The sequence below is a fragment of the Pectobacterium atrosepticum genome (assembly GCA_019056595.1).
GTDB lineage: Bacteria > Pseudomonadota > Gammaproteobacteria > Enterobacterales > Enterobacteriaceae > Pectobacterium > Pectobacterium atrosepticum.
The window spans coordinates 4,296,106-4,308,212 of the sequence record CP036163.1; the positions used below are offsets into that span (position 1 = coordinate 4,296,106).

Sequence of the window (12,107 nt, forward strand, 5' to 3'; positions counted from 1 at the left end):
AATGTCTGTTACTCACTCTCGCTACCCGGCGGCGCAGGAGGCGCGCTGGGTAAATCGGTATTGTTATCACCCAGCAGAATATGATCGAGGATCTGGCGGGTGATGATACCCACGGTCGGGCCAGCCCCGCCGTTTTCCAGAATAATCGACATTGCGACTTTAGGGTTCTTATATGGGGCAAATGCGACCATTAATTTATGATCACGTAAATGTTCTGCGATCTTGTGCGCATTATAGGTTTCATTTTCTTTCAGGCCAAAGACCTGTGCCGTACCGGATTTTGCCGCAATTTTATAGGGCGCATCATCGAAACTTTTGTGTGCGGTACCGTTAGCGCGATTAGCCACGCCATACATACCGTCCTTCGCCACTTCCCAATAGCCAGAGTGGATATTGCCAATTTGCTGATTCTCGGTCTGTCGGAAAGGCACAATCGTGCCATTTTCCCGCGAGCTATAAAGCAGATGCGGCGTTTTGACCTGACCGTCGTTGATCAGCGTAACCAGAGCCTTATTCATCTGGATAGGCGTTGCCGTCCAGTAGCCTTGACCGATCCCGACCGGAATGGTATCCCCCTGATACCAGGGTTTTTTAAATCGCCTGAGTTTCCACTCGCGCGTTGGCATGTTGCCAGCACTTTCTTCCGAGATATCGATACCCGTTTTCTCGCCATAACCAAACTTATTCATCCATTCGGACAGGCGATCGATTCCCATGTCATAAGCGACCTGGTAGAAGAAGGTATCCGCAGATTCTTCCAGAGATTTGGTGAGATTAAGGCGACCATGTCCCCATTTTTTCCAATCGCGGAAGCGTTTTTCAGAACCGGGTAATTGCCACCAGCCGGGATCAAATAGGCTCGTGCTGGTGGTGATAACGCCAGCAGTCAGGGCGGAAACCGCGATGTAGGGTTTAACGGTAGAGGCGGGAGGATAAATCCCCTGTGTTGCACGATTGATCAACGGACGATTAGGATCGTTTTGTAGCTTTGCATAATTTTTGGTGGAAATCCCGTCGACAAACAGATTGGGGTCGTAACTGGGCGTGGAAACCATCGCCAGAATACCGCCGTCTCGTGGGTCGGTCACGATCACTGCGGCACGGCTGCCTTCCAGCAGTTTCTCAATGTAGATTTGCAGGTTCAGGTCCAGCGTCAGATAAATATCACGCCCGGCCTGCGGTGGCTGTTCGTGGAGCTGGCGGATCACGCGGCCACGGTTGTTAACTTCAACTTCTTCATAACCAGGTTTACCGTGCAGCAAATCCTCGTAATGACGTTCGATACCCAGCTTGCCGATGTCACGCGTCGCGGAGTAATCGGCGATTTTTTCTTCTTTGATCAGCCGTTCTACGTCTTTATCGTTGATTTTGGAGACATAGCCTGTGACGTGTGTCAGCGCAGAACCGTAAGGATAATAGCGTCGTTGATAGCCTTTAACCTCAACGCCGGGAAAGCGGTATTGGTTGACGGCAAAACGGGCGACCTGAATCTCATCGAGCCCAGCTTTTACTGGAATGGAGGTAAAACGGCGTGAACGCTTGCGCTCTTTTTCAAAATTTTCCAGATCGTCGTCGGTCAAATTAACTATGGGGCGCAGGGCTTCCAGCGTTTCTTGCAGGTTGTCGACTTTGTCGGGCACCAGTTCTAATTGATAGATGGTGCGGTTCAACGCCAGCGGCGTACCGTTACGGTCGTAGATGATGCCGCGACTGGGCGCGATAGGAACCAGTTTAATGCGGTTTTCGTTGGAACGCGTGCGATAGTCATCAACACGCAAAATTTGCAGATGATAAAGATTAGCGACTAATACACCGGAAAGCAGCAAAATGCCCAGAAAGGCTACCAAAGCACGGCGCACGAACAGAGCGGACTCAGCCGTATAATCACGAAAGGGTTTACGTTCTACTTTCATCCAGTGTTATTTCACATGTTTCATCGTATCGCCTTACTCCCGATGGTAAGGGTGATTAGTCGTAATACTCCATGCACGGTACAGACTCTCTGCCACCAATACACGAACCAACGGGTGCGGCAGCGTTAATGGCGAGAGTGACCAGCTTTGTTCCGCTGCGGCTTTGCATTCCGGCGAAAGCCCTTCAGGCCCGCCAATCAGCAGACTGACATCGCGCCCATCCTGTTTCCAGCGCTCCAACTGTTGCGCCAAGTGCGGCGTCTCCCAGCGAGTACCTGGAATATCCAGCGTAACAATACGGTTACCTTTGCCTACCGCAGCCAGCATCTGTTCGCCTTCGCGCTCCAGAATGCGTTTGATATCGGCATTTTTACCCCGCTTTCCCGCTGGGATTTCGAGCAATTCGAAAGGCATGTCTTTCGGGAAGCGTCGCAAATAATCGGTGAAACCAGTCTGCACCCAGTCGGGCATTTTGGTGCCAACGGCGACCAGTTGCAGTTTCATGCTAGCCCCACAGCTTTTCCAATTCGTATAACTGGCGGCTTTCTTCTTGCAAGACATGAACCATCACGTCACCTAAATCGACAACAACCCAGTCAGAGGCATTTTCACCCTCAACACCGAGTGGGATTAGACCCGCCGCGCGTGAAGATTGCACGACGTGATCGGCAATAGAAGCGACATGACGTGTAGACGTGCCCGTACAAATAACCATGTAATCGGTGATGCTGGATTTACCCTGGACGTTGAGTACAACGATATCCTGAGCTTTTAAGTCATCGACCTTATCAATAACGAAGTCTTGGAGTGCTTGACCTTGCAAAGGTTCCCCCTCAGTGGCGTTTTGTCAGTAACTGATGAACGCGTGTGGCGCTGAATTGTTTAGGAAAAATGTAAATCACCGAGTAATTGCCGAGAATTTCCGCTTTTCCCGGTGATTGAAACCAGCCGCGGAGTATATCACGCACTTTTGCCGAGTGGTATAAAGCCCGTAGCTGATGGGGGGAAAACCTGCGCTATTGGTACAGGCCGTGTTCGTTGATGTAACGGAGTACGACGGGAGGTAATAAATCATGGCAGTCCAAACCTTGCTGGCGTCGCTGGCGAATATCCGTTGCGGAAATAGTGACCAGTGGTGTGTCTGCTAAGAAGATTCGTCCATGCGGTTGCTGATGAAGATCCTCTGGCGCGTGAGTCAGATGATCGTCAAGCCATTGTTGTAATTCTGGCGTTTCCAGCGTCGAGCGATAGCCGGGGCGTGCGCACACCAGCAAATGACAAACGCCGAGCAGATCCTGCCAGCGGTGCCAGTGGTGTAGCGTCAACAGCGAGTCCTGCCCGATGATAAAGCCCAGTGGCGCGTCATGGCCTTTTTCAGCCCGCAGCGCCTCCAGCGTATCAATGGTGTAGGAGGGTGTTTGCCGTTGCAGTTCACGATCGTCCACGGTAAAGAGCGGGTTGCCTTCCACAGCCAGTTCAGCCATATGAAAACGCTGCCGGGAACTGGCTTCGGGCTGCTGTCGATGCGGCGGAACGTTATTGGGCATTAAGACGACCTGAGTCAATCCCACGAGTTTTGCCAGTGCGGTCACCGGCTGAAGGTGTCCGTAATGAATGGGATCGAACGTGCCGCCAAAAAATGCGGTTAGTGATGGCACAGCGGGTGACTTATTCAGATGAATGCCTCCGGCAAGGCTTTTCCGCATAGCAGCATGGCAAGCGATTCAAGTTCAGACCAAACGGACTGACCATAGTCTTGCTTTAACGTTATTTCTACCTGCGTCAGCAATCGCACGGCCTGCTGTAGCTGCTGAAGAGAGAGCCGCTGTAATGCTTGAGTGAGCAGGTCACGCCGGTTTTGCCACACTTTTTGCTGATCGAATAACGTACGTAGCGGTGTGTCTGACATGCGCCGTTTCAGCGCCAACAGCTGTAGCAATTCACGCTGCAGCGTACGCAGTAAAATGACGGGTTCGCAATCTTCTTGCTTTAGCTGCTGCAAAATGTGCCACGCGCGTTTGCCTTTGCCTGCCAGTAACGCATCAAGCCAATGGAACGGCGTGAAGTGAGCGGCATCGTTGACCGCATTTTCTACGCGTGGCAGGGTCAGTTTGCCGTCGGGATAAAGCAGCGCCAGCCGCTCTAACGCCTGAGACAGCGCGAGAAGGTTGCCTTCATAGCAATAGCAAATGAGCTGCGTGGCCTGTTCATCCAGCGTCAACTTCATGGCTTTGGCGCGTTGAGCAACCCAGCGGGGGAGCTGGCCCTGTTCCGGCGTCAGGCAACTAATGTAGACACTGTCTTGCGCCAGCGCTTTGAACCAGGCGCTGTTTTCCTGCGCTTTAGTCAGTTTATGACCGCGCAAAATCAGTAAAATATCGGGGTGTAACAATCCAGAGAGCTTGACCAGATTTTCGCTCATCGCCGCATTCGGACCGTTTTCCGGCAAGAGCAGCAGGAGTGATTGGCGCGAGGCAAACAGGCTGAGCGCCTGACAGGTGCTGAAAACCGCATCCCAGTCGGTATGAAGATCCAGAATGAAGCTGAAATGCTCGCTGAATTCGTGCTGTTGAGCGACCCGTTTAATGCTGTCGAGACTTTCCTGCAGCAAAAGCGGGTCTGTACCAAAGACCAAATAACAACCGCGCAGCCCCTCATGGAGCTGCGCGGTGAGTTGTTCGGGGTAAAGCCGAATCATGAACGCTTGGCGGCAGTGGGTGAATCGGTGGACTGCAGCCGATTTTTGACTTCCTGACTACCGTTGATGGTCAGCAATTTACGCACCAACTGCTGGGCAGCCTGCTCACGCATTTCCTGACGGACGATGTCCTGTTCGGCATCTTTCGCCAGTGCAGCCAGCGGGTTATCAAAGAACGTGCGGAACACCGTCACGCTGAGCGGATAAATATCTTTACCCGGCATCAGCACTTGTGCCTGCAACGTCAGCACCATCTGGTACTCCGCTGTTTTACCGTCCTGAAAAATAGAAACGGTATCGCGCGTTTCGCTTGAGCTCAGTACCCGCAGAGACGGGATATCCTGACGCGTCGCATCGTCAACGATTTTCACATCGCTGAGACGGAGCTGCTCGCGTACCGCACGCGTTAGCGGACCATAAGGGTCACTGCTGTCGAGCACCAGTGTTTGTAACTGCGCTGGCACTTGTGTCGTGCCGCGCAGATGAAAACCACAGCCCGCGGTGATTAACACCGCCAGCCCCAGCACCAACGTGAATAGACGATGTCGCACAGTTCCTCCTTGCCTTAACCCACAACCAGGTTAAGCAGTTTGCCAGGGACATAAATCACTTTACGAACTGTGACGCCGTCCAGATATTTCGCGACCAGCGGTTCCTGAGCAGCGCGTTCGCGAACCTGTTCTTCACTGGCGTCGGCGGCAACGGTAATTTTACCACGTACTTTACCGTTAACTTGAACGACGACCAGCTTGGAGTCTTCTACCATCGCGTTCTCATCTGCAACCGGCCACGGTGCAGTATCGACATCGCCTTCACCTTGCAGCGCTTGCCACAGTGTAAAGCAGACGTGTGGAGTGAACGGATACAGCATACGAACGACGGCCAGCAGCGTTTCCTGCGTCAGCGCGCGATCCTGATCGCTTTCCTGCGGTGCTTTCGCCAGCTTGTTCATCAGCTCCATGATGGCGGCGATCGCGGTGTTGAAGGTCTGGCGACGGCCGATATCATCGGTCACTTTAGCGATAGTTTTGTGCAGATCGCGGCGTAGTGATTTCTGATCTTCGGTCAGTGTAGTGATATCCAGTGCCATTACTGCACCTTTCCCGGTGTGCTCGAATGCTTGTCTCCAGACGCGTTTCAGGAAGCGGTTCGCGCCTTCTACGCCGGATTCCTGCCATTCCAGCGTCATTTCTGCCGGAGAAGCAAACATCATGAACAGACGAACGGTATCTGCACCGTATTTCTCTACCATGATCTGCGGGTCGATGCCGTTGTTTTTAGACTTCGACATTTTACTCATGCCCGCGTAGACGACGTCACGGCCTTCGTTATCTGCCGCTTTAACGATACGACCTTTCTCATCACGCTCAACGGTAACGTCGGTAGGAGAAACCCAGATGCGCTCGCCGTTATTACCCAGGTAGTAGAAGGCATCGGCTAGCACCATGCCCTGACACAGCAGGCGTTTGGCGGGTTCATCGGACGTAACCAGACCGGCATCGCGCATCAGTTTGTGGAAGAAGCGGAAGTACATCAGGTGCATGATGGCGTGTTCGATACCACCAACATATTGATCAACGGGCAGCCAGTAGTTGGCAGCAGCCGGATCCAGCATCCCTTGATCGTACTGCGGGCAAGTGTAGCGCGCGTAGTACCAGGACGATTCCATAAAGGTGTCGAACGTGTCGGTTTCACGCAGCGCTGGCTGGCCGTTAAACGTCGTCTTCGCCCATTCTGGGTTAGATTTCAGCGGGCTGGTGATGCCATCCATCACGACATCTTCCGGCAGGATCACCGGTAACTGATCTTCTGGCGTCGGGATGACGGTACCGTCTTCCAGTGTCATCATCGGGATGGGCGCGCCCCAGTAGCGCTGACGGGATACACCCCAGTCGCGCAGGCGATAGTTGACTTTACGCTCGCCAATGCCTTTTTCTACCAGCTTATCGGCAATGGCATTGAATCCAGCCTCGAAATCCAGGCCGTCAAATTCACCCGAGTTGAACAGGCTGCCTTTTTCGGTCATCGCCTGAGCGGAAAGATCGGGCTCGCTGCCGTCGGCATTTAGAATAACCGGCTTGATGGACAGCTCATATTTGGTGGCGAATTCCCAGTCGCGCTGGTCGTGGCCCGGAACGGCCATGACGGCGCCTGTGCCGTATTCCATCAGAACAAAGTTGGCAACCCAGATAGCGACTTTTTCACCGTTCAGTGGGTGAATGGCATACAGGCCGGTCGCCATGCCTTTTTTCTCCATCGTCGCCATATCAGCTTCAGCGACTTTGGTATTACGGCACTCTGCAATGAAATCAGCTAGCGCTGGATTTGTTACGGCAGCCTGCGCTGCAAGAGGGTGGCCTGCGGCAACAGCAACGTAGGTCACGCCCATGAACGTATCTGGGCGCGTGGTGTAAACACTCAGTTTCTCTTCACTGTCTGCCACGTCAAAGGTGATTTCCACACCTTCGGAACGGCCGATCCAGTTACGCTGCATGGTTTTGACCTGCTCAGGCCAGCTTTCCAGCGTATCCAAATCATTCAGCAATTGGTCTGCATAAGCGGTGATTTTGATAAACCACTGCGGAATCTCTTTGCGTTCAACCTTGGTATCGCAGCGCCAGCAGCAGCCGTCGATAACCTGTTCGTTCGCCAGCACGGTCTGGTCGTTTGGGCACCAGTTAACGGCGGAGGTTTTTTTATAAACCAGGCCTTTTTCGTACAGCTTGGTGAAGAACCACTGTTCCCAACGGTAGTAGTCGGGTTTACAGGTCGCGATTTCACGATCCCAGTCATAGCCAAAGCCCAGCAGTTTGAGCTGGTTTTTCATGTAGTCGATGTTGGCATATGTCCAGGGGGCTGGCGCGGTGTTGTTTTTAACCGCTGCGCCTTCGGCTGGCAGACCAAACGCATCCCAACCGATCGGTTGCAGAACGTTTTTTCCCAGCATGCGTTGATAGCGGGAAATCACGTCGCCGATGGTGTAGTTACGGACGTGGCCCATATGTAGTCGGCCAGAAGGGTAGGGCAGCATGGAAAGGCAATAGTATTTTTCCTTGCCGGGCTGTTCGGTAACTTTAAATGTCTGCTTCTCTTGCCAGTGAAGCTGGACGTCCGCTTCTATCTCTTCTGGGCGGTATTGCTCTTGCATGGCTGCCAGGGGTCCTGTTTAGTGAAGAATCGCTACGCGAGTAGCCTCTTCTGATTCATAACAAAAGATCCGCATAGCATAGCCGTAAGCGGCGCGGGCAACAACACCCAGCGCCCGACTGAGGAATATTTCTGATCTGTAAGCAACATACTGCGAGGGATTGCGCAAATTGGCGACAATTCCTCAGACAGGTGGGGAAAATAATCTAAAATAGAGAGAGATAGGCAACGTATCGGTTTTTGGCCTTCTGTGCCAGACGGCGAATAGTCGTTCTTTATCACCTTTCAACCCGCTTATTCAGGAGGAAGCATGAATAAACTAGCCCGCTACTACCGCGAGTTAATGGCTTCAGTGACGGCTCGGCTGAACAACGGTGAACGCGATCTCGACAGTTTGGTGCTGAGCGCCCGTAAAACCTTGCAGGAAAGCTCGGAGCTGACGCAGAAAGAAATAGAACAGGTAATTCAAGCTGTTCAGCGCGATCTGGAAGAGTTTGGCCGCAGCTATAGCGAAAGTCAGGATGAATTTACCGACAGCGTTTTTATGCGAGTAATTAAGGAAAGTCTGTGGCAGGAGCTGGCGGATATTACGGATAAAACGCAGTTGGAGTGGCGCGAGATCTTTAAAGATGTGAATCATCACGGGGTGTACCACAGTGGTGAAGTGGTGGGGCTAGGTAATCTGGTGTGTGAGAACTGCCATTACCATATCGCGTTCTACACGCCGGAAGTCTTGCCACTCTGCCCGAAATGCTCACATGATCTGTTTCATCGCCAGCCGTTTCAGCCGTAAGGCTGCTGGACGCGCTGAATAGAGAAAGCGTGCCTTACGGCACGCTTTGACGGGTATTAATGCAGGATTTTCGCGAGGAAGTCTTTAGCACGTTCGGACTGTGGGTTATTGAAGAAATCATCCTTGCGGGTGTCTTCAACGATTTTGCCCTCGTCCATAAAGATCACGCGGTGCGCCACTTTACGGGCAAAGCCCATTTCATGGGTGACGACCATCATGGTCATGCCTTCTTGCGCTAATTCAACCATGACGTCCAGTACTTCATTGATCATCTCTGGGTCAAGCGCAGATGTCGGCTCGTCAAATAGCATCGCTATAGGATCCATACACAACGCGCGGGCAATTGCGACACGCTGCTGCTGGCCGCCGGAGAGCTGCCCTGGATACTTGTTGGCGTGTGCCGATAGCCCAACGCGTTCCAACAGCTTCTGCGCTTTGGCTTTAGCTTCCTCGCGTTTGCGTTTTAGTACCTTTACCTGCGCCAGCGTCAGGTTCTCGATAATCGACAGATGCGGGAACAGTTCAAAGTGTTGGAACACCATACCCACTTTAGAGCGCAACTGGGCTAGATTGGTTTTTTTATCGTTAACGGCAATGCCATTGACGGTAATGTCACCTTTTTGAATCGGTTCCAAGCCATTCACGGTTTTGATCAGGGTTGATTTACCGGAACCAGAAGGCCCGCAGACGACTACGACTTCACCTTTTTTTACTTCTGTGGAGCAGTCGGCTAGCACCTGAAATTGGCCGTACCATTTAGAGATATTTTTCAGGGAAATCATCAAACCGTCCTTTTTTTCAGGTAACTGACCAGCATTGAGGCAGTAATGCTGAAGAGAAAATAAATGAATCCTGCAAACAGGATCATTTCAACTTGTGTTCCGTCACGCTCGCCGATAGTTGAGGCGGTACGGAAGAAATCAGCGAGGCTAAGTACGTAAACCAGTGAGGTATCCTGAAACAGAACAATCCCTTGCGTCAGCAACAGCGGCACCATGGCACGGAATGCCTGCGGTAGAATAACCAGCTTCATGGATTGCCAGTGTGTCATCCCTAATGCTAACGCTGCGGAGGATTGACCGCGCGATACGCTGATAATGCCCGCACGAATGATTTCCGAATAATAGGCTGCCTCGAACAACGAGAAGGCTACCATAGCTGAAATCAGTCGAATATCGGTTTTCGGCGATAGCCCAAGCACATTTTGTAATAAGCTAGGAACCACCAGATAGAACCACAGCAGAACCATAACGAGCGGAACAGAACGGAATAGGTTCACATAAAGTTTGGCGAACCAGCTAATCGCCTTTATCGGTGACAGACGCATCACCGCCAGAATCGTGCCCCATATAATCCCAAATACTACCGCTGTCAGCGTAATTTTGAGTGTGACTACCATCCCCTGAATCAGGTACGGCATGCTTGGCCCAATTGAGCTCCAGTCAAATTCATACATGATTTATTTGCTCCCCATATTGCCCGGCAAACGAGTTTTTCGCTCAACGACCTGCATGATCAGCATAATGACGGCGTTGATGCCAACGTACGCCAGCGTGATAGCGGTAAAGGATTCATACGCATGGGCGGAATAGTCCAGCAGTTTCCCCGCTTGTGCCGCCATATCAACCAGACCAATCGTGGAAGCGATAGCCGAGTTTTTTACCAGATTCAGCATTTCTGACGTCAGCGGCGGAACGATCACGCGATACGCATTGGGCAGTAACACATAACGATAAGTTTGTGGCAGCGTCAGACCCATCGCCAGCCCGGCAGCTTTTTGCCCACGTGGTAGCGACTGGATGCCTGCTCTCACCTGCTCACAAACGCGTGCCGCGGTGAAGAGCCCCAGACAAATCATCGATGACAGGAAGAACTGAATATTGGGGTCTAACTCGGCTTTAAACCACATACCGATGTTGACGGGAAGAAGCTCAGGAACGACCAGATACCAGGTAAAGAACTGGACAATCAGTGGGACGTTGCGAAATAGCTCGACGTAGCAAGTACCAATGCTCGAAAGAAAACGGTTCGGGACGGTACGTAAGATTCCAAATAAAGAACCAATGAGGAAGGCGATAATCCAGGCACAGATAGATAATGTGACGGTGACTTGCAGACCGGACAGAATCCACCCGAGGTAGGTTGTGTTGCCGAAGGGGGCATCTTGTAGAAATATGCCCCAGTTCCAATCTATTGACATAACGAACTCCGGTAAAAAAAGGGTAGCGAAGCTACCCTGAAGATTGATGAGCGGCCATATTCCCGTTCTTTTTCAAACTACAGGCGTAGTGCTTATTTTCCTGTTTATCGAAATTTCTCGGGGCAACATGTGATGGGGAACGACCATCACATGCCTGTCTGTCCTGCCACGAATCAGCAATCAGAGGGCAGAGTGATTCTGCCCTTATTCTCATTATTAATTAGTTTAGTGCTTTGTCATTTGGCGCTTTGAACAGCGCTTTCATTTCGTCTGAAAGGGCAAAGTTCAGGTTAAGATCTTTTGGTGGAATAGGCTGTTTGAACCAGCGATCAAACCATTTATCGGCTTCACCGGAGGTTTGCACTTCGGCGATAGTATCATCAACCAGTTTCTTGAATTGCGGATCGTCTTTACGCAACATACAGCCGTAAGCTTCTTCAGACTGGGCTTTACCGACGATATCCCACTGATCGGCGTTTTTCGCTTTCGCACGTTCGCCAGCCAGCAGAGCATCATCCATCATAAAGGCGACAGCACGGCCGCTTTCCAGCGTACGGAAGGAGTCGCCATGATCTTTCGCACTGATGATGCGCATCTTCATTTGTTTTTCTTCATTCAGCTTATTCAGCAGAACTTCAGAGGTTGTACCGGAGGTCACTACGACAGTTTTACCCGCCAAATCCGGGAAGTCTTTTACGCCGGAATCTTTTTTGGCTAACAGGCGCGTACCGACAACGAAAATGGTGTTAGAGAACGCGGCTTGTTTCTGACGCTCCAGATTGTTGGTCGTTGAGCCACATTCCAAATCGAATGTACCGTTCTGTAATAGAGGGATACGGTTCTGAGAGGTAATAGGAAGTAGTTTGACCTGCAGGTTAGGCGCATCCAGTTTTTTCTTAATCGCTTCGACAATTTTGTCAGAATAGGCCTGAGAATAGCCGACGACTTTCTGCGTATTATCGTAGTAAGAAAAAGGGACGGATGATTCACGGTGGCCAATGACGATCACGCCATTATCTTTGACCTTTTTCAATGTACCGGCCAGATCTTCAGCCTGGGCTGCACTGGCGGCAGTGCCAAGAAGAATCAGTGATAATGCCAGTTTACGCATTTGCATGTTCTAACTCCTTTGCTGTCGTTGCTGCAATAGTTATAGCGCTGTCACCAATAACCATAGGGTTAATGTGTCCGTTATCTTCAAGTTAACATTGTCTTCAAGTTAACAACGTGTCGCTGAATCACTCATGACACTTTGCTACTTTTCAGTGAGAACGTTGCACCGTTAAAGCGCGAAGTTACTGCGTACACAGTTAAAAAGTAGCTGATTGTAAATAGATTGAAATGGAAATGTTTTCT

The 12,107-nt window shown here is 51.3% G+C and carries 12 protein-coding genes; 1 reads left to right on the forward strand and 11 read right to left on the reverse strand.

Features of this window, described 5'->3' with window-relative positions; all coding sequences use genetic code 11:
- Window positions 1-8: 8 nt before the first annotated feature.
- From DCX48_20150 to leuS, 7 genes are all read right to left on the reverse strand, one after another.
- A complete protein-coding gene (locus DCX48_20150; GenBank protein ID QXE16623.1) occupies window positions 9-1,913 on the reverse strand; it encodes a penicillin-binding protein 2 in 1,905 nt (634 codons plus the stop codon).
- Window positions 1,914-1,946: 33 nt separating this feature from the next.
- On the reverse strand, window positions 1,947-2,417 hold the full coding sequence (gene rlmH / locus DCX48_20155; protein QXE16624.1) for a 23S rRNA (pseudouridine(1915)-N(3))-methyltransferase RlmH: 471 nt from the start codon (window positions 2,415-2,417) through the stop codon (window positions 1,947-1,949).
- A gap of 1 nt (window position 2,418) precedes the next feature.
- On the reverse strand, window positions 2,419-2,736 hold the full coding sequence (locus DCX48_20160) for a ribosome silencing factor (GenBank protein ID QXE16625.1): 318 nt from the start codon (window positions 2,734-2,736) through the stop codon (window positions 2,419-2,421).
- A gap of 193 nt (window positions 2,737-2,929) precedes the next feature.
- On the reverse strand, window positions 2,930-3,619 hold the full coding sequence (gene nadD / locus DCX48_20165) for a nicotinate-nucleotide adenylyltransferase (protein QXE16626.1): 690 nt from the start codon (window positions 3,617-3,619) through the stop codon (window positions 2,930-2,932).
- On the reverse strand, window positions 3,586-4,611 hold the full coding sequence (locus DCX48_20170) for a DNA polymerase III subunit delta (protein QXE16627.1): 1,026 nt from the start codon (window positions 4,609-4,611) through the stop codon (window positions 3,586-3,588). Before DCX48_20170 ends, nadD begins: the two co-directional genes overlap by 34 nt.
- Window positions 4,608-5,162, reverse strand: coding sequence for an LPS assembly lipoprotein LptE (lptE, locus tag DCX48_20175; GenBank protein ID QXE16628.1), 555 nt, complete (start codon window positions 5,160-5,162; stop codon window positions 4,608-4,610). The genes DCX48_20170 and lptE overlap by 4 nt, the downstream gene beginning before the upstream one ends.
- A gap of 14 nt (window positions 5,163-5,176) precedes the next feature.
- Window positions 5,177-7,759, reverse strand: coding sequence for a leucine--tRNA ligase (leuS, locus tag DCX48_20180; GenBank protein ID QXE16629.1), 2,583 nt, complete (start codon window positions 7,757-7,759; stop codon window positions 5,177-5,179).
- Window positions 7,760-8,068: 309 nt separating this feature from the next.
- On the opposite strand from leuS, the gene DCX48_20185 reads away from it, so the two are divergent.
- Complete coding sequence (locus DCX48_20185; protein ID QXE16630.1) at window positions 8,069-8,551, forward strand: zinc ribbon-containing protein; 483 nt, start codon at window positions 8,069-8,071, stop codon at window positions 8,549-8,551.
- 56 nt (window positions 8,552-8,607) lie between these two features.
- Here DCX48_20185 and DCX48_20190 read toward each other — a convergent pair whose 3' ends face one another.
- From DCX48_20190 to DCX48_20205, 4 genes are all read right to left on the reverse strand, one after another.
- Entirely contained in the window at window positions 8,608-9,333 is a 726-nt protein-coding gene (locus DCX48_20190) for an amino acid ABC transporter ATP-binding protein (GenBank protein QXE16631.1), read from the reverse strand.
- Window positions 9,333-10,007 carry a glutamate/aspartate ABC transporter permease GltK gene (gene gltK / locus DCX48_20195; protein ID QXE16632.1) on the reverse strand — a complete coding sequence of 225 codons (675 nt, stop codon included), beginning with the start codon at window positions 10,005-10,007 and terminating at the stop codon, window positions 9,333-9,335. The genes DCX48_20190 and gltK overlap by 1 nt, the downstream gene beginning before the upstream one ends.
- Before the next feature lie 3 nt (window positions 10,008-10,010).
- A complete protein-coding gene (locus tag DCX48_20200) occupies window positions 10,011-10,751 on the reverse strand; it encodes an amino acid ABC transporter permease (protein QXE16633.1) in 741 nt (246 codons plus the stop codon).
- 220 nt (window positions 10,752-10,971) lie between these two features.
- Window positions 10,972-11,868, reverse strand: coding sequence for an amino acid ABC transporter substrate-binding protein (locus DCX48_20205; protein QXE16634.1), 897 nt, complete (start codon window positions 11,866-11,868; stop codon window positions 10,972-10,974).
- Between the last annotated feature and the right edge of the window lie 239 nt (window positions 11,869-12,107).

Bases quoted from the DNA above. Each gene is read 5' to 3' on its own strand.
- DCX48_20200 (QXE16633.1), bottom strand. From the start codon at position 10,751: ATGTCAATAGATTGGAACTGGGGCATATTTCTACAAGATGCCCCCTTC.
- nadD (QXE16626.1), bottom strand. From the start codon at position 3,619: ATGCGGAAAAGCCTTGCCGGAGGCATTCATCTGAATAAGTCACCCGCT.
- DCX48_20205 (QXE16634.1), bottom strand. From the start codon at position 11,868: ATGCAAATGCGTAAACTGGCATTATCACTGATTCTTCTTGGCACTGCC.
- DCX48_20170 (QXE16627.1), bottom strand. From the start codon at position 4,611: ATGATTCGGCTTTACCCCGAACAACTCACCGCGCAGCTCCATGAGGGG.
- DCX48_20150 (QXE16623.1), bottom strand. From the start codon at position 1,913: ATGAAAGTAGAACGTAAACCCTTTCGTGATTATACGGCTGAGTCCGCT.
- DCX48_20190 (QXE16631.1), bottom strand. From the start codon at position 9,333: ATGATTTCCCTGAAAAATATCTCTAAATGGTACGGCCAATTTCAGGTG.
- rlmH (QXE16624.1), bottom strand. From the start codon at position 2,417: ATGAAACTGCAACTGGTCGCCGTTGGCACCAAAATGCCCGACTGGGTG.
- leuS (QXE16629.1), bottom strand. From the start codon at position 7,759: ATGCAAGAGCAATACCGCCCAGAAGAGATAGAAGCGGACGTCCAGCTT.
- gltK (QXE16632.1), bottom strand. From the start codon at position 10,007: ATGTATGAATTTGACTGGAGCTCAATTGGGCCAAGCATGCCGTACCTG.
- DCX48_20185 (QXE16630.1), top strand. From the start codon at position 8,069: ATGAATAAACTAGCCCGCTACTACCGCGAGTTAATGGCTTCAGTGACG.